Source organism: Nonomuraea sp. LPB2021202275-12-8, assembly GCF_037044575.1.
In the GTDB taxonomy this organism is placed as follows: domain Bacteria; phylum Actinomycetota; class Actinomycetes; order Streptosporangiales; family Streptosporangiaceae; genus Nonomuraea.
Genome location: NZ_JBAHWD010000007.1, coordinates 336047 through 351563 on the forward strand (window position 1 = coordinate 336047; position 15517 = coordinate 351563).

General features: G+C 72.1%; 10 protein-coding genes. 8 read left to right on the top strand and 2 right to left on the bottom strand.

The genetic code is table 11. The features are described from left to right. Positions 1–2: 2 nt before the first annotated feature. Positions 3–1433, bottom strand: coding sequence for an AMP-binding protein (locus V5E28_RS16855; protein WP_336207851.1), 1431 nt, complete (start codon positions 1431–1433; stop codon positions 3–5). A 78-nt stretch (positions 1434–1511) separates the two neighbouring features. Between V5E28_RS16855 and V5E28_RS16860 the strand changes: the two genes are divergently transcribed. The 8 genes from V5E28_RS16860 (at position 1512) to V5E28_RS16895 (ending at position 14819) form a co-directional block, all read left to right on the top strand. Next, a complete protein-coding gene (locus V5E28_RS16860) occupies positions 1512–2516 on the top strand; it encodes a hypothetical protein (RefSeq protein WP_336207852.1) in 1005 nt (334 codons plus the stop codon). A gap of 63 nt (positions 2517–2579) precedes the next feature. Beyond that, positions 2580–4757, top strand: a complete 2178-nt coding sequence (locus V5E28_RS16865) for an acyl-CoA dehydrogenase (protein ID WP_336207853.1) — start codon at positions 2580–2582, stop codon at positions 4755–4757. A 59-nt stretch (positions 4758–4816) separates the two neighbouring features. Further along, complete coding sequence (locus V5E28_RS16870) at positions 4817–6295, top strand: hypothetical protein (protein ID WP_336207854.1); 1479 nt, start codon at positions 4817–4819, stop codon at positions 6293–6295. 127 nt (positions 6296–6422) lie between these two features. Continuing rightward, positions 6423–6554 (top strand): hypothetical protein, encoded by a 132-nt coding sequence (locus V5E28_RS16875; RefSeq protein WP_336207855.1) that lies wholly within the window; start codon positions 6423–6425, stop codon positions 6552–6554. Positions 6555–6635: 81 nt separating this feature from the next. After that, positions 6636–7856 (top strand): glycosyltransferase family 4 protein, encoded by a 1221-nt coding sequence (locus V5E28_RS16880; RefSeq protein ID WP_336207856.1) that lies wholly within the window; start codon positions 6636–6638, stop codon positions 7854–7856. Beyond that, on the top strand, positions 7853–11998 hold the full coding sequence (locus V5E28_RS16885; protein WP_336207857.1) for an alpha-(1->3)-arabinofuranosyltransferase: 4146 nt from the start codon (positions 7853–7855) through the stop codon (positions 11996–11998). The genes V5E28_RS16880 and V5E28_RS16885 overlap by 4 nt, the downstream gene beginning before the upstream one ends. Beyond that, a complete protein-coding gene (locus V5E28_RS16890) occupies positions 11995–13848 on the top strand; it encodes a hypothetical protein (RefSeq protein WP_336207858.1) in 1854 nt (617 codons plus the stop codon). Before V5E28_RS16885 ends, V5E28_RS16890 begins: the two co-directional genes overlap by 4 nt. Next, complete coding sequence (locus V5E28_RS16895) at positions 13845–14819, top strand: DUF3068 domain-containing protein (protein WP_336207859.1); 975 nt, start codon at positions 13845–13847, stop codon at positions 14817–14819. Before V5E28_RS16890 ends, V5E28_RS16895 begins: the two co-directional genes overlap by 4 nt. Here V5E28_RS16895 and V5E28_RS16900 read toward each other — a convergent pair. Next, positions 14760–15500: a class I SAM-dependent methyltransferase gene (locus V5E28_RS16900; RefSeq protein WP_336207860.1), complete on the bottom strand. Its 741-nt coding sequence runs from the start codon at positions 15498–15500 to the stop codon at positions 14760–14762. The genes V5E28_RS16895 and V5E28_RS16900 overlap by 60 nt on opposite strands. Positions 15501–15517: the final 17 nt, after the last annotated feature.

Below are 15517 nucleotides of genomic sequence, written 5' to 3' on the forward strand. Positions count from 1 at the left end.
GCTCAGCGCGAAAGATACGCCTCGCGGACATATCGCCTGCTGAGCTTCCCTGTGGGCGTACGGGGCAGGGATTCGCGGTATTCGATCACTCGCGGGTGCTTGAGCCTGGCGAGCCGGGGCTCGCAGTGGCGCAGCAACTCGGTGGTGAGCTCGTCGCCGCCCGAGGTCCCAGGTGCGGGCTGGACCAGTGCCACGACCTTGTGACCCCACTCGGGGTCGGGCACCCCGATCACCGCCACGTCCGCCACGGAAGGGTGCTCCAGCAGCGCGGCCTCGATCTCCGCCGGGTAGATGTTGACCCCGCCGGAGATGATCAGGTCGGTCCTGCGGTCGAGCAGGAACAGGTAGCCCTCCTCGTCCAGATAGCCGATGTCGCCCGGCGTGTAGTCGCGCCCGCGCATGGCCTCCGCTGTCTTGGCCGGGTCGCCGTGATACTCGAACCGGTTGATGCCGCCGATGTAGACCAGCCCGGGCCGGCCGGCGGGGACCGGCTCGCCGTCCTCGCCGATGACGCTGAACTCCATCCCCTCCAGCGCCCTGCCCACCGTGCCCGGCCTGGCCAGCCACTCCTCGGAGGAGACCATGGTGGCCACGGCCGCCTCGGTGGAGCCGTAGTACTCCCACACCACCGGGCCCAGCCAGTCGATCATGGCCTTCTTGGTCGCCGGCGGGCACGGGGCCGCGCCGTGGTAGAGGTGGGTGAGCGAGGACAGGTCGTACGACTCGCGATCCGGCACCGCCAGCAGTCGGTGGAACATGGTGGGCACCATGAACGCGTTCGTTACCCGGTGGTGCTCGATCAGCCGCAGCGTCTCGGCGGCGTCGAACCGGTCGGGCGCCACGATCGAGTGCCCGAACTGCAGCGCCATCATGGCCTGGCCGTACGGCGCCGAGTGGTAGAGCTGCGAGCACACCAGGTGCACGCCGCCGGGCGGCAGCCCGAAGTGCTTCCAGCTCTTGCGCATGAGGATCGGGTGGAGCTCCTCGGGCGTGAGATCGAGCAGCCGCCTGCGCACTCCCTTGGGCCGGCCCGTGGTGCCGGAGGTGTAGAGCATCATGGACCCGGCCCGCCGGTGCGCGGGCGCGCTGTCCGGCTGGTCCGCCACGAGCTCGCCGACCGTGAGGTGCCGCGGCGAGACCACCACCTCGGCGCCGCAGTCGGCCACGATGTAGGCGATCTCGTCGGCGGTGAAATGCCAGTTGACCGGCACCAGGTAGGCGCCGACCTGGTAGGTGGCGAGCATCATGGTCAGCGCGTCGAGCCCGTTCTTCAGCACGGTGACCACCGCGTCGCCCTGGCCGGTTCCGCGGGCCACCAGGCCGTTCGAGGCCCGGTTCACCTGGGCGAGCAGCTCGCCGTAGGTGGTGGTGTCGTCGCCGAGCAGGGCAGGACGTTCAGGGTCATTGGCCGCGATCTCGTAGAAGCCCCTCATGACCGCGACACTACAGAATTAAGTTCTGCAGGGGGAATAGCGGAAATATCCCGCGCCTGGGTGACGTAGCCTCGACCCATGGCGGACGTCGGCGACCAGAACCACACCAACGATGCTCCCACCGCTCCCTTCCGCAAGATCGTCCTGCCGCCGACGGATGAGACGATCAGCTTCCGCAGGGCGCCGACCGGAGCGTCCGCGCAGCCCCCGGCCCCGGATCCCGGGCAACGGCCGGGCTCCGCGCCTCCGGGGCGGCAATCCGAGCCCGTGCGGCCGCTCCCGCCTTCGCCCCCACTGCCCCCGCTGCCGCCGCCGCCTCCCCGGGGTGGGCTGCTCAGCCGGATCGGCGACATCCCCATCAAGGTCGTCTACCTGCTGGGCACCATCCTCGCGACCGTGCTGGCCGTCCTGCTGGTGTTCGTGATCTTCTCCGGCGATGTGCCCCACCAGCCCGAGACCGATCAGGTGGTGCCGGTCGCGCCGGTCCCCTCGGCGTCCGGCGCGGTGTCCGGCTCGGCGAGCGCCTCCCCGAGCGGGGCCGCGCTGCCGGCGGCGCCCGCGAAGAAGGCGTTCCCCAAGCTGTCCGGCAAGGCCAGCGCCGCGATCGGGACGATCACCGACGACAACAGCGGCATCAGCTATCCCCGGCTGGGCAAGCCGTGGGTGGCCAAGTCGTTCCCGCCGTTCTCGGTCGCGCAGCGCTCCGGCAAGGTGGCGGTCCCGCACACGGTGATCGCCTCGGCCATGCTGCCCGGCGACGATCCGGCGGCCAAGCCGTCGACGGACGCCGACTACCGCGCGGTCGCGGTGCTGGCGGCGCGCTGGACGCTGCGCACGCAGTATCCCAAGGGCGCCACGCTGACCTGGACCGGCTCGCAGAAGACGCCGGTGGGCAAGGGGTGGACGCTCGGCTTCGAGGTCGGCTACACCCAAGCAGGCGAGCAGCGGCAGGGCCAGGCCATGGTGTCGGTCCTGGAGGTGGGCAAGACCAAACCGGCCATGCTGATGGCGTCGATCCCGGAGAGCGGCAAGGCTCACTGGGTGGATCTGAACACCCTGGTCACAAAAGTCCGTCCACTCTAGGCCAGAAGCATGCTCTAGAATATGGTTCTGGCATTGATCGGGACCTGCCTGGAGGATGAGCACATGGCCATCGGTTTGAGCGAGGAGCACGAGGCGCTCCGCGAGTCCGTGAGCGGCTGGGCCGAGCGGAACATCCCCGCCGAGCTGCTGCGCTCCGCGGCGGACGAGCGGCCCGCGTTCTGGGCCGGCCTCGCCGAGCAGGGGCTGCTCGGCCTGCACCTGCCCGAGGAGTCGGGCGGTTCCGGCTACGGGCTGCTGGAGGCCGCGGTGGCCATCGAGGCGCTGGCCGAGCGGATCGCCCCCGGGCCGTACGTGCCCACCGTGCTCGCCAGCGCGGTCATCCACGCGTCCAAGCACCACGAGCTGCTGCCCGGCCTGGCCGACGGCAGCCTCACCGGCGCGCTCGCCCTCACCGGCGCCCTCACCGGCACCCGCGCGAACGACGGCTCCCTGGTCGTCTCCGGCACGGTCGAGACGGTGCTCGGCGGCGGCCTGGCCGACGTGCTGGTGCTGCCGGTCAGCACCGCCGACGGCGAGGAGTGGATCGCCGTCGACGCCTCCGCCGTCACCGTCAGCCCGGTCAAGTCGCTGGATGTCACCAGGGCCGTGGCCAAGGTGGAGCTGACGGACGTGACCGTGCCCGCCGAGCGGGTCCTCGACGGGGTCGCCGGCTCCGACGTGCGCAACCTGGCCGCCATCCTGCTCGGCGCGGAGGCCGCGGGCGTCGCCTCGTGGTGTGTCACCGCCGCCTCCGACTACGCCAAGGTACGGGTGCAGTTCGGCCGGCCGATCGGCCAGTTCCAGGGCATCAAGCACAAGCTGTCGCGCATGCTGGTCGCGCTGGAGCAGGCCCGCGCCACCGTGTGGGACGCCACCCGCGCCGCCGGCAAGGAGCTGGACTACGCCGCCGCGATCGCCGGGGTGATGGCCCCCGACGCGGCCGTGCAGTGCGCCAAGGACGCGATCCAGACCTTCGGTGGCATCGGCTACACCTTCGAGCACGACGTCCACCTCTACTACCGGCGCGCGCTCACCCTGCGCGCGCTGCTCGGCTCCTCCAGCGAGTGGGCGGCCCGGGTCACCGAGCTCGCCCTGCAGGGCGTCAGCCGGGAGATGGAGATCGACCTGCCCGAGGACGCCGAGGCGCTGCGGGAGGCGCTCCGCGCGGAGATCGCGGAGATCGCCGCCCTGGAGGGGCAGGAGCAGAAGCGGGCCCTGGCCTCGCGCGGCTTCGTCATGTCCCACCTGCCCAAGCCCTGGGGCCGGGGCGCCACGCCGCTGGAGCAGGTGCTGATCGCGCAGGAGCTCAAGGCCGCCAAGGTCAGGCTGCCCCAGATGATCATCGGCGCCTGGGTGGTGCCGTCCATCGCCGCCTACGGCACGCCCGAGCAGCAGGAGCGCTTCCTGCCCAAGACCCTCAGCGGCGAGATGATCTGGTGCCAGCTGTTCTCCGAGCCCGGCGCCGGCTCCGACCTGGCCGCGCTGCAGATGAAGGCGGAGAAGATCGAGGGCGGCTGGAAGCTCAACGGCCAGAAGATCTGGACCTCCGTCGCGCACTTCGCGGAGTGGGGCATCTGCATCGCCCGCAACTCCTCCGAGGGTTCCAAGCACGAGGGGATCACCTACTTCCTCGTCAACATGAAGGGCCCCGGCGTCACCGTCCGGCCGCTGACCGAGATGACCGGCGAGAACCTGTTCAACGAGGTCTTCCTGGATGACGTGTTCGTCCCCGACGACCTGGTCGTGGGCGAGGTCGGCGACGGCTGGAAGGTCGCCCGCAACACGCTGTCCAACGAGCGCGTTTCGCTGTCGTCCGGCTCGGGCGGCACCGGATCCTCCGTGTCCGACCTTCTCGGCCTGGTCGGCCGGCGCGGCCACGACCTCACCCCGGTGGAGGCGCACGAGGTCGCGGGGGTCATCTGCGAGGGCCACTCGATCAACGCGCTGTCGCTGCGGGTGACGCTCAAGCAGCTCGCCGGCTCCGAGCCGGGCGCCGACGCCTCGGTGCGCAAGCTGCTGTCCACCTCCCACGCCCAGCATGTCTCCGAGACCGCGGTGAGCCTGCTCGGCGCCCAGGCCGTGGTGGCCGCCGACATGAAGCTCGGCGACGCCGGCTACTGGAACAGGGCGGTGCTCGCCACCCGGGCGATGACCATCTACGGCGGCACCACGGAGGTGCAGCTCAACATCATCGCCGAGCGCATGCTCGGACTGCCCCGGGACCCGGAGCCGGGCAAGTAGTGCCGGCGGGCCGTTAGTCTCCCTGTGCCCGGAGACCTCCGGGACAGGGGGTGACTTCGGTGGGCGTCGTGCGGCGGCTGTGGCCCGCGCTCCTGGGCGCGGGCCTGGCGGTGCTGGCGCTCGGGCCTGCCCTGGCGTGGGGGTTCGTGCTCCGGTACGACCTGCTCTTCGTGCCCGACCCGCCGCTCCTGCCCGACACCGGAGGGTTCCCCCGCGCCGTCCCCAGCGATCTGGTCGTGGCGCTGCTGTCGCGGGTGCTGCCGCCGGAGCTCGTGCAGAAGGGGTTCCTGGCGGGGATCTTCGTGCTGGCCGCGAGCGGGGCTGCGGCGCTGGTGCCGCCGGAGCGCCGGCTCGCGCGGCTGGTCGCCGCCGCCTTCTACGCCTGGAACCTCTATCTCGCCCAGCGGCTCATGCTCGGACAATGGGCGCTGCTGCTCGGCGTGGCCGGCCTGCCGTGGGCGGTGCGGGCCACCACCCTGCCGTGGACCAGGCTCGCCCTGGCGCTGCTTCCCGCGGCGGTCGGTGGTTTCCAGGCGATGCTCGTGTCGGCGCTCACCCTGATGCCGATCGCCATCGCCCGGCGCAGGGTGCCGGTGGTGGCGCTGACCCTGGCCGCGCTCAGCCTGCCCTGGCTGATCCCCGCCCTCACCTCCGGCGCGGTGACGGATCCGGCGGGGGTGGACGCGTTCGCGGCCCGCGCCGACGGGCCCTTCGGCGTGCTGGGCAGCCTGCTGTCTCTCGGCGGGATCTGGAGCGCCGAGGCGGGGCTGCCGGGGCAGGAGGCGTGGTGGCCGGCGACCGTGCGGCTGCTCCTGGTGGCCGTGGGCGTCTTCGGTTATGTGCGGCTGCGCGCCTCGCGGGACCGGCCGGACTGGTGGAGCGGCCTGGCCGTGGCGGCCGGGCTGGGGTTCTTCGTCGCCTGCCTCGGCGCGTTCGCGCCCGGCCCGCTCAAGTGGCTCATCGGGCTGTGGCCGGGGTTCGGGCCGCTACGTGACGGGCAGGTCTATCTGGCTCCGCTGGTCCTGCTGACGGCGGTGGGCCTGGCGTCCGTCCTGAGGTCCGGCGTGCCCGCCGTGGTCGGGGTGCTGGCGCCGGTGCTGGTGCTGCCCACCTTCGCCTTCGGCGCCTTCGGCCGGCTGGCGGCGGTCGAGTACCCGCCGGACTGGCGGGCCGTGCAGCGGATCGTCAACGCGGATCCGGCTCCCGGCGCGCTGCTGTCGCTGCCCTGGGGGGCGCACCGGGCTTTCGCCTGGAACGGCGGCCGGGTCGTGCTCGATCCGGCGACCAAGCTCTTCGAGCGCCGGGTGATCTGGGATGACACGCTGCTGGTCGGGCTGCCGGACGGCAGGCGGCTGCAGGTGCGGGGCGAGGATCCGCTCAACCGCCGCGCGGGCGAGCTCATGGACACGCCCGGCTACGCCGCGCGACTCGGCGTGAGGTACGTCCTCCTGAGCGGCACCGAGAACCGGTTCCCGTCTGGGCCCACCGGCTGGACGACCGTCTACAAGGGCTCCGACCTGGTTCTACTGCGGCGCTGACCGGCCCTTTCATCAAGTACCGGAGGGTAACTTATTTCATCACGGTTTGACGAAAGCTATGGATTCGAGCCGGAACACGTTCTAGTCTCGGTCCACTGCACTGCGTACCGATGTGAGGGAGTGCTCTGTGGTGCGAATCCTCGCGGCCTTGGCCATCGGAGCTCTGCTGGCGGTAGGAGCTTCCGTAGCAGTGGTCAACGTCGCGTCTCCCGTGCCGACCCCGGCGAACCAGCCGCTCTACAACTACGGCACCAGGTAACCCCTTCCCGCCTGACGAAGCCATGCCAGCTGAGTACGAGGCGTGGCTTCGCCATGCCCGCATGCTCGCTGATGAGGAGTGATGGTGGTCTTTGCCGGTGAGCATGCGGACACAGCACGGACCGTCGCGCCGGAGCGGCGCCCCGGCGCCGGCGGGGACCAGCCGCTCGCCGGCGTGCGGATCGCGATGCTCAACTTCCGCGAACCCCAGCAGACGACCGCGGGCGGCGCCGAGGAGTACGCCTGGCAGGTCAGCCGCTTCCTGCTGAGCCAGGGGGCCTCGGTCATGTTCGTGACCGGCCGGCAGCGCGGGCAGCGCCACGCGGAGACCCGCGAGGGCATCGGTCTGCGCAGGATGGGCAACGCCTACCTGGTCTACCTGCTGGTGCCGCTCTGGCTGCTGTTCCACCGGCGCCGCTTCGACGCCGTGATCGACACGATGAACGGCATCCCGTTCTTCTCGCCGCTCGTGGTCAGCCGCCGCACGCGGGTGCTCTGCCTCGTGCACCACGTCCACGACCGGCAGTTCGACGCCTTCCTGCCGCGCTGGCTGGCCGTGTTGGGCTGCTTCCTCGAGGGGTCCGTCGCCCGCCTGCTCTACCGCCGCTGCGTGACGATCACCGTCTCGGAGTCCTCCCGGGCCGAGCTGCTCGGAAAGCTGCGCTGGCTCGGGCCGGTCACCATCGTGCCCAACGGCTGCGTGGTGCCCGCGAAGGTGGCGCCGGTGGAGGTCCGGGGCGATCCGGTGATCGTCTACACCGGCCGGCTGGTCGGGCACAAGCGCATCGACCGGGTCGTGGACCTGGCCGGCGAGCTGGCCGGATCCTGGCCCCGGCTGGCGGTGCACATCATCGGGCGCGGGCCGGAGCGCGAGTCGCTGGCCAGGCGGATCGCGCGCGGCGGGCTCGACGGCCGCGTCCGGCTGCACGGATTCGTCCCCGAGGCGCGCAAGGTCGCGCTGCTCGGCGCCGCACGGCTGAACGTGACGGCGTCCGAGTTCGAGGGCTGGGGGCTGACCGTGCTGGAGGCGGCCGCGCTCGGGGTGCCGACGGTGGCCTACGACGTGGCGGGGCTGCGTGACTCGGTCCGTGACGGCGTCACCGGGTGGCTGGTGCGAGACGGAGAGAAGCTGGCCGACGTCGTCGAACGCGCGCTGGCCGAGCTGGAGTCGCCGCGCCGCCGGGCGGAGGTGGCCGAGGCGTGCCGGGCGTGGGCCCGCGAATTTACCTGGGCCCGAACTGGGGCTAACATAACCGAACTTATCGTGACGAAACTCCAAGACGGCGGCGGAGCCTATAAGTGACCGATGCCTCGCCTGGGCTCAGGGGAGAGTTCGCGGAGTCCAAGGCTGAGAGCTACGAGACACGGATCAGGCACAGACTGCGACTGATCGCGGCCTGCCTCCTGCTCGGTGCCATAGCGTTCAACACCTCGACCGAGAAGATCATCCCCGAGACCAAGCTCGACATGGCGGTCAATCCGCTCGGCTTCCTCGGCAGGGCGCTGCACCTGTGGGACGGCGCCTACTTCGGCCATCTGCAGAACCAGGCCTACGGCTACCTCTTCCCGATGGGCCCCTTCTACGCCATCGGCCTCAACCTGGGCATGGAGTCCTGGACCGTCCAGCGGTTGTGGATGGCGCTGGTGCTGTGCACCGCCTTCCTCGGCGTGGTCCAGCTCGCCCGCGCCTTCGGCGTCGGGAGCCCGCTCACCCGGATCCTGGCCGGATTCGTGTACGCGCTCGCGCCGCACGCGCAGGCGCTGATCGGCATCAACTCCTCGGAGTTCCTGCCCAGCGCGGTGCTGCCGTGGATCGTTCTACCGCTGGTCAAGGGCGCCAACCGGGAGCTGTCGCCGAGACGGGCCGCCGCCCTGTCCGCGCTCGCCTTCCTCTTCTGCGGCGGGGTCAACGCCGTGGCGGAGCTCGCCGTCCTCGTCGTCCCGATGCTCTATCTGCTGACCAGGCGGGGCGGGCCGGTCAAACGCCGGCTGATCATGTGGTGGCTGCCGCTCATCGTCGTGGCGTCGCTGTGGTGGGCCGTCCCGCTGCTGACGCTGGGCCGCTACATCTTCTCCTTCCTGCCCTTCATCGAGACGGCCAGCGCGACGACCGGCGTCACCTCGCTGGTCAACGCCCTGCGCGGCACGTCGAGCTGGCTCAGCTTCCTGTCCGTGGACGGGCAGGTCTGGCTCCCGGACGCCCACCAGCAGTCGACGGCGCCCTGGCTGATCGTGGTCACCGCGGCCGTCACCGCGCTCGGCTGCGCGGGCCTGGCCCGCCGTGGGATGCCCGAGCGGTCGTTCCTGCTGATCAGCCTGCTGTGCGGCGTCATCATCATCACCACCGGCCACCCCGGGACGCCGCACGCGCAGTTCATGACCGACCTGCTGGACGGCCCTCTCGCGGCCTTCCGCAACCTGCACAAGTTCGACGCGCTGATCCGGCTGCCCGTGGCGCTCGGCGTCGCCGGTCTGCTCCACCTGGTACGGCTCGGCTGGCGACAGCACCTGACCGTCGCCGCGGCCGGGCTGGTGACGCTGTCGAGCCTGCCCATCCTGTACGCGGGACTGGCGCCGGCCGGCGGGTTCACCGCGATCCCGGACTACTGGAAGCAGGCCATCACCTGGCTCGGGCGCAACGCCGGAGACGGGATGGTGCTGGCCGTACCCGGCGCCAAGCGCGGGGAGTATCTGTGGGGCCGCCCGCTCGACGAGCCGCTGCAGCCGCTCTCGCAGGCCCGCTGGGCCACCCACACCATCGTGCCCTGGGGATCGGCCGGCGGCTCGCGGCTGATGGCGGCCATCGACGAGCGCCTGTCCTCCGGCGAGGGCTCGGCGGGACTCGCTGTCACGCTGCGCCGCATCGGGGTGACGTACCTGGTGGTCCGTAACGACCTGGACCGGGCGACCCTCGGCACCGCCTGGCCGGCCCGCGTGCACCAGGCGCTGGAGGACTCGCCCGGCATCTCGCTGGTGACCCGGTTCGGGCCCGGCGTGGGGATCGGCCAGCACGGCAGGGCCGCCGCCTGGGTGGACCAGCCGTACCCCGCGATCGAGATCTTCAGGGTGTCGGGAGCAGCGCCGCTCGTCGGCACCGTCGAGGCCGACCGGCCGCTGCGCGTGGGCGGCGCCCCGGAGGCCGTGCTCGACCTGGCCGAACAGGGCCTCCTGGACGACGACCGGCCGGTCCTGCTCAACGACGACGACGGCGCGGTGGAGGTGTCCGCCGATGACACGGTGCTGACCGACACCCTGCGCCGCCGGGAGGTCGCCTTCTCCGACCTGCGGCGCGGAGCCAGCGCCACGCTCACCGCGGACGAGCCGTTCCGAGGCAACTCGCCGTCGAACGACCTGCTCGACGCCGGCTGGGAGAGATATCTCGCCACGGCCGGCTACACCGGGATCGAGGGAGTCACGGCATCCTCCTCCGAGGCGGACGTCACCGCCTCGTCCACCGCCAGGGAGCAGGGCCACCAGCCCTTCGCCGCACTCGACGGCGACCTGCGCACCAGCTGGCGCTCCACCGGTTGGAACGGCGCCATGGGCGAATGGCTGGAGGTCGCCTTCACCGAGCCCGTCCAGCCGGCCACGGTCAAGGTGTCCTTCGAGACCGCGCCCATCGGCCCGCCGCCCACCGAGGTGGAGGTGCGGACCGACGCCGGCGCCCTCCGCCAGAGCGTGCGCCCGAGCGCCGAGCCGCAGGAGCTCACGCTGCCGAAGGGCGCCACCACCCGGCTGCGGGTGAAGGTCACCGGGACGGCCTACAAGAGCGAGCTCGGCAGCCGCGTCGGGATCAACGAGCTGACCGTGCCCGGCGTCGACCCCGGCCGCTCGATCATCGTGCCCGACCCCGCCGGCCCGCCGGAGGAGCCCGCCCCCATCGCCCTCACCAGGACGGGCGACGTGGCCGGATGCGTCCGCGGCTCGCTCACGTGGAGCTGCTCGAAGGGCCACGAGGTCCTCGGCGACGACGGCAACGGCTTCGACCGGACCTTCACCACCAGGAAGGGCGGCGACTACACCGTCTCCGGCCGTGCGGTGCTCACCGATCGCGCCGCCATCGAGAGACTCAGTGCGCTGCCCGGCGATCCGCTGAGCGTCACGGCGTCGTCGACGGCGGTCGCGCACGGCGCGGCGGGCGGGCGGTGGGCGTTCGACGGAGTCCCGAAGACCGTCTGGTTCGCCGATCCGCTGGATCCGCGCCCCACGCTGACCGTGGAGCTCGCCCGCCGGATCAAGCTGTCCAGGCTGCGGGTGATCACTCCCGACTCCTACCTCGGCGCTCCGCCCATCCGGGTGACGATCCGGGCCGAAGGCGGGGTCAGGCAGAGCTGGGTCGGCAAGGACGGGCTCATCGACTTCCCCGCCATGGCGGCCAGGAAGATCCAGCTGGAGTTCGGGGTGTCGGGCGGGCGGCCCATCGAGATCAGCGACATCGCCATCCCGGGAGTGAGCCGGCTCGGCGCGCTGACCGCCTTCCCGCTCAGGCTGCCCTGCGGCTTCGGCCCGACCCTCACCGTCGACGGCCGGAGCGTGCGGACGAAGGTCACCCAGGGCACGCTGCACGACGTGGTCACCGGCAGGCCGGTGACGTTCGAGACCTGCGAGCGGCTCCTCATGGCGGAGGGCCAGAGCCGGCTGTCCGTGCCGCCCGGGGACTCCTACCGCATCGAGTCCGCGCTCGTCCGACGCGCCGGGGGAGACGGGCCCGCGCCCGCGCCGGCCAGGATGCGCGAGGTTTCCGTGGACTCCTGGGAAGCCGGCGAGCGCGTGGTCAAGGTCAACGTCACCGGCGACTCCTACCTGGTCGTCAACGAGAACTTCAACGAGGGCTGGCGGGCCACGCTGGGAGTCGCCGAACTCCAGCCGGTCCGGTTGGACGGCTGGCGGCAGGCCTGGTTCGTGCCCGCGTACACCGCGGGCACCGTGACCCTCACCTACGTGCCCGACGAGCCCTACCGCGCCGGACTGGCGGCCGGCGGCGCGCTCGCGCTGCTCGTCGTCCTGCTGGCGCTGGTGCGGGATCGCCGATCGGCGCTGCGCCTGGCGCGGTGCGAGCCCGCCAGGCTGCGCGCGGGCTTCGTCATGCCCTTCACCGCCGTGCTGGGCTTCTGGGTCGGCGGGGTGGTCGGCGCGGCCGTGGTCGGCGCCACCTTCCTGCTGGGAGCCTGGCTCCGCCCGCTGCGTGACGCCGAGCACCTGCGCTCCGGGACGCGCGGGCGCCTGCTGCGCCTGCTGTCCGGGCCGTACACCGGCATCTGCCTCTACCTGATCGCCGCGGCGTGGCTGGCGGTGGGCACGGGCGGCCTGGGGTCGCAGGTCCTCTGCCTGCCCCTCCTGGCGCAGCTGTCCGTCGAGGTGGCAGCACGGCGGCGGCCTGTGGAACAGCTCAGGCCATCCGTCCCCGTCGCCGCGGGCGGCCCGACCATGACGAGTGTCCGATGACCCAGACGAGCAGGCAGGCCCGCGGCGGGATCGTGATCGACATCCCGGCGCCGATGGCGAAGGTCGCCGGCGCGCTGCGGCGCGGGGTGCGGCGCCACGGCGTCCTGCTGGCCGCCCTGGCGTTCATCGGGGCGGCCATGGCGTGGAAGGCGGCGATCGTCCAGCACGCCTACTTCAAGGAGGACGACTTCGAGTTCGTGGCCAGGGCCATGGAGCACGAGCTGTCCTTCGACTATCTGACCCGGCTCCACTTCGGCCAGTTCATGCCCGGCGGCTTCCTGCTGGCCTGGTTCTCGTCCAGGCTGGAGCCGTACGGGTGGGGGGTCGCGGCAGGCGGCGTGCTGATCCTGCACGCGCTCGCCGCCCTGGCGGTCTACCGCATGCTGCGCGTCGTCTTCGGCAACCGGGCGGCGATCCTCGCTCCGCTCGTGGTCTTCCTGCTCGCGCCGATCACCGTGCCGGCCCTCGCCTGGTGGGCGGCGGCGCTCAACACGGTCCTGCTGCAGATCGCCCTGCCGATGGCCGTGGCCTCGCACTGGCACCACCTGCGCACGGGCAGGCTGCGGCACGCCGTGGCCGCGGCGCTGTGGGTGCTGTTCGGGCTGCTCGGGTTCATCAAGGGGTTCGCGGTGCCGCTGGTGCTGTTCGCCCTGACGGCGGTCTACTTCGGCGGGCTCAGGACCGCCCTGCGGCGCTATCGGACGGCCTGGCTGATGTACCTGGGCGTGCTGGCCGCCTTCGGCGCGCTCTACGTGCAGCGGTCGCTCTCGGCGCCCAACACCGGCGGCCTGCCCGTCTTCGAGCAGGCCGCGGGCTTCCTGTGGGAGCTGCTCGGCAGGACCTTCGCCACCACGGTGCTCGGCGGGCCGTGGAAGTGGTTCGCGGGCGGCGACTGGGGGGTCGCCTCGCCGCCGCCTGCGGCGGTGATCCTCTCGCTCGTGGCCATCGTGGTCCTGGTGGCGGTGACCGGCCGCTACCGCAGGCGTGCCGTGCTCGCCTGGACGCTGCTGCTCGGCTACGTCGTCGTCGCCGACGCGCTGCCCGTCCTATGGGGCCGGGTCCACCTGCTCGGCTCGTTCGCCGGCACGGACACGCGGTACGTCGCCGACGCGGCCCCGGTGATCGCCCTGGTCGTCGGGCTCGTGCTGCTGCCGCTTCCCGGCGAGGCGGAGCCGTACCGGAGAGCCCTGCCCGCCACCGAGCGCGTGACGGGGGCCTGCGGCGTGGTGTTCGGCGTGTTCGTGGGCGCGTCGCTGGTCTCGGTGACGATCTTCGGCAGCTATCTGGGCTCGGACCGGCGGCACGGCTACATCGAGACGGCGCGCGCGGAGCTGGCGAAGGTCGCCGCCGGCACCGTGATCTACGACAGGGTCGCGCCGCCCGACGTGGTGCCCGGCGGCTACCAGGACTACAGCCTGACCTCCAGGGTGCTGGGGGCCATGGCCACCCCGGAGCTCAGGGCCAGGATGCAGGCGCCGCCCGCGGCCCTGGCCGGCATGGTCTTCGACGACCGGGGTCGCCTGCGGCCGGTGGAGGTGGCCGGGGTGCCGCTCCAGCCGCGGACGCAGGACGGGTGCTGGCCGGTGACCGGCGGGACCGTGACGGTGCCGCTGGCCAACTCGGTCGAGCGCGTGGAGGGGACGCTGGTCCGCCTGGGGTACGCCGCGCGATCGGACGTCAAGGTCACCCTGTGGATGGCCGATCGGCCCGTCGACGTGGAACTCCGGGCGGGCATGGGACAGATCTTCATGCTCGCCGTGCCCGGCGCCGACCGCATCGTCGTGCCCGACGTGCCCGCGGGCGTGTGCGTCGGCGCCGTGACCCCCGGACAGGCGGTGCCACAGCCGTGAACATCAGCCGCAGGAGCCTGGCCATGGTCCTGGCCGGTGCCGGAGCCTTCCTGCTGACCCTCATCCCGCTGATGCGCCTGCACGTGTACGACCAGGTGCTCAAGGCGCCGCTGGAACAGCAGAGCATGACCACCTCGGTCGCGGAGTCCGCCACCTACCTGGATCCGGCCACCATGGAGGTCAAGGTGGGATCCCTGTCCCAGACCCGGTGGCTGATCGGGGACGTGCTGGCGGGCGGCGCCGGGCACGCGGTGTGGGGCGAGTCCGTCTCCGTGGCCACGGCGGACGACCAGCGGCTGGACTATCACGAGCGGCGCCTGGCCTTCGACCGCCACACGGGCGCCATCGTCAACTGCTGCGGCGAGTATCTGGACGAGGACACCAGGATCAAGCAGTCCGGACAGGCCTTCCGCTGGCCCTTCCAGGCGGGGCGCCGCGACTACCAGCTGTTCGACCTGCGGCTGCGCAGGCCCGTGACGGCGTCGTTCGACGGGGTGGAGCAGGTGCGCGGGGTGGAGATCTACCGCTACGTCCAGCGCACGCCCCGGCAGCTGGTCCCGGGCGAGGCCGCGCCGTTGCCGCGCAGCCTGCTCGGACTGCCGGGCGGCGGCGACGTCGGCGTGGCCCGGCACGCCGAGATCCGGCGGACGTTCTGGGTCGAACCGGTCAGCGGTCAGCCCATCAGGACCGAGGACCGGGTGACGGAGACGCTGACCACGGCCGACGGGAGCGCCCGCCTGACCGGCCTCGACGCCGTCTTCCGCACCTCGGAGGGCGACGTCATCGCCGCACTGGAGACCGCGGCCTTCTACCGGCGCTGGTTCCTGCTGGTGGACAGGGTGGTGCCGGTGGGCGGCGGGCTGCTCGGCGGCGGCTGCCTGGTGGCCGCCCTCTGGCTCGCGCGGCGCCGCTCACCTGCGGCGCAGGACCAGGAGCAGGTTCCAGGTCACCAGCTCGCGGATGCCAGGTAGGTGGACGACATGCCGGGCCCAGCGAGGATGGTAGCGGGGAATCGAGTCCAGGATCTCCACATCGCGACGGGCCCGCGCCCAGGCCAGCGGCCTGGCGACCCCGACGGCGTACATGCTCTCGCCGTAGACGTTCTTGGGCGGCTTGCCGTGCCTGCGCTCGTAGCGCAGGGCGGCGCGACGGCCGCCGAGGTAGTGCCACGGAGAGGTCTCATGGCCTCCCCACGGAGACAACCAGATCGTGTACGACAGGTAGACGATCCCGCCGGGCCGGGTGACCCGGACCATCTCGTCCGCCATCCGGAGCGGATCCGGCACATGCTCCAGCACATTGGACGAGAAGCACACGTCGACCGAGCCCGTGGCGAGCGGGAGGTCCAGCGCGCTGCCCAGCACCGCGTCCCGGGGCGCCTCGCCGTCGCGCAGGCGCATCTCCCCGGCGTCGCAGTCCACGCAGACGGTCCGCGCCCCGGCCTCCCGCAGCGCGTCGGCGAAGTAGCCCGGGCCGCCGCCGACGTCGACGACGGTGGCGCCCGCCAGGTCGGTGTAGGTGGCCAGCTGGGACACCGTGTCCCCGGCCAGGGTTCCGTAGAAGAAGTCGGGGTCGGTCTGCTCCAGGCGGAAGGCGCGCAGCAACCGAACGGACCTACGCAGATCCGCTCGGAACGGTTCAGGAGTGTCCACGGCGCGGAGCTTACTGC

Bases quoted from the DNA above. Each gene is read 5' to 3' on its own strand.
- V5E28_RS16855 (WP_336207851.1), bottom strand. From the start codon at position 1,433: ATGAGGGGCTTCTACGAGATCGCGGCCAATGACCCTGAACGTCCTGCC.
- V5E28_RS16860 (WP_336207852.1), top strand. From the start codon at position 1,512: ATGGCGGACGTCGGCGACCAGAACCACACCAACGATGCTCCCACCGCT.
- V5E28_RS16865 (WP_336207853.1), top strand. From the start codon at position 2,580: ATGGCCATCGGTTTGAGCGAGGAGCACGAGGCGCTCCGCGAGTCCGTG.
- V5E28_RS16880 (WP_336207856.1), top strand. From the start codon at position 6,636: ATGGTGGTCTTTGCCGGTGAGCATGCGGACACAGCACGGACCGTCGCG.
- V5E28_RS16890 (WP_336207858.1), top strand. From the start codon at position 11,995: ATGACCCAGACGAGCAGGCAGGCCCGCGGCGGGATCGTGATCGACATC.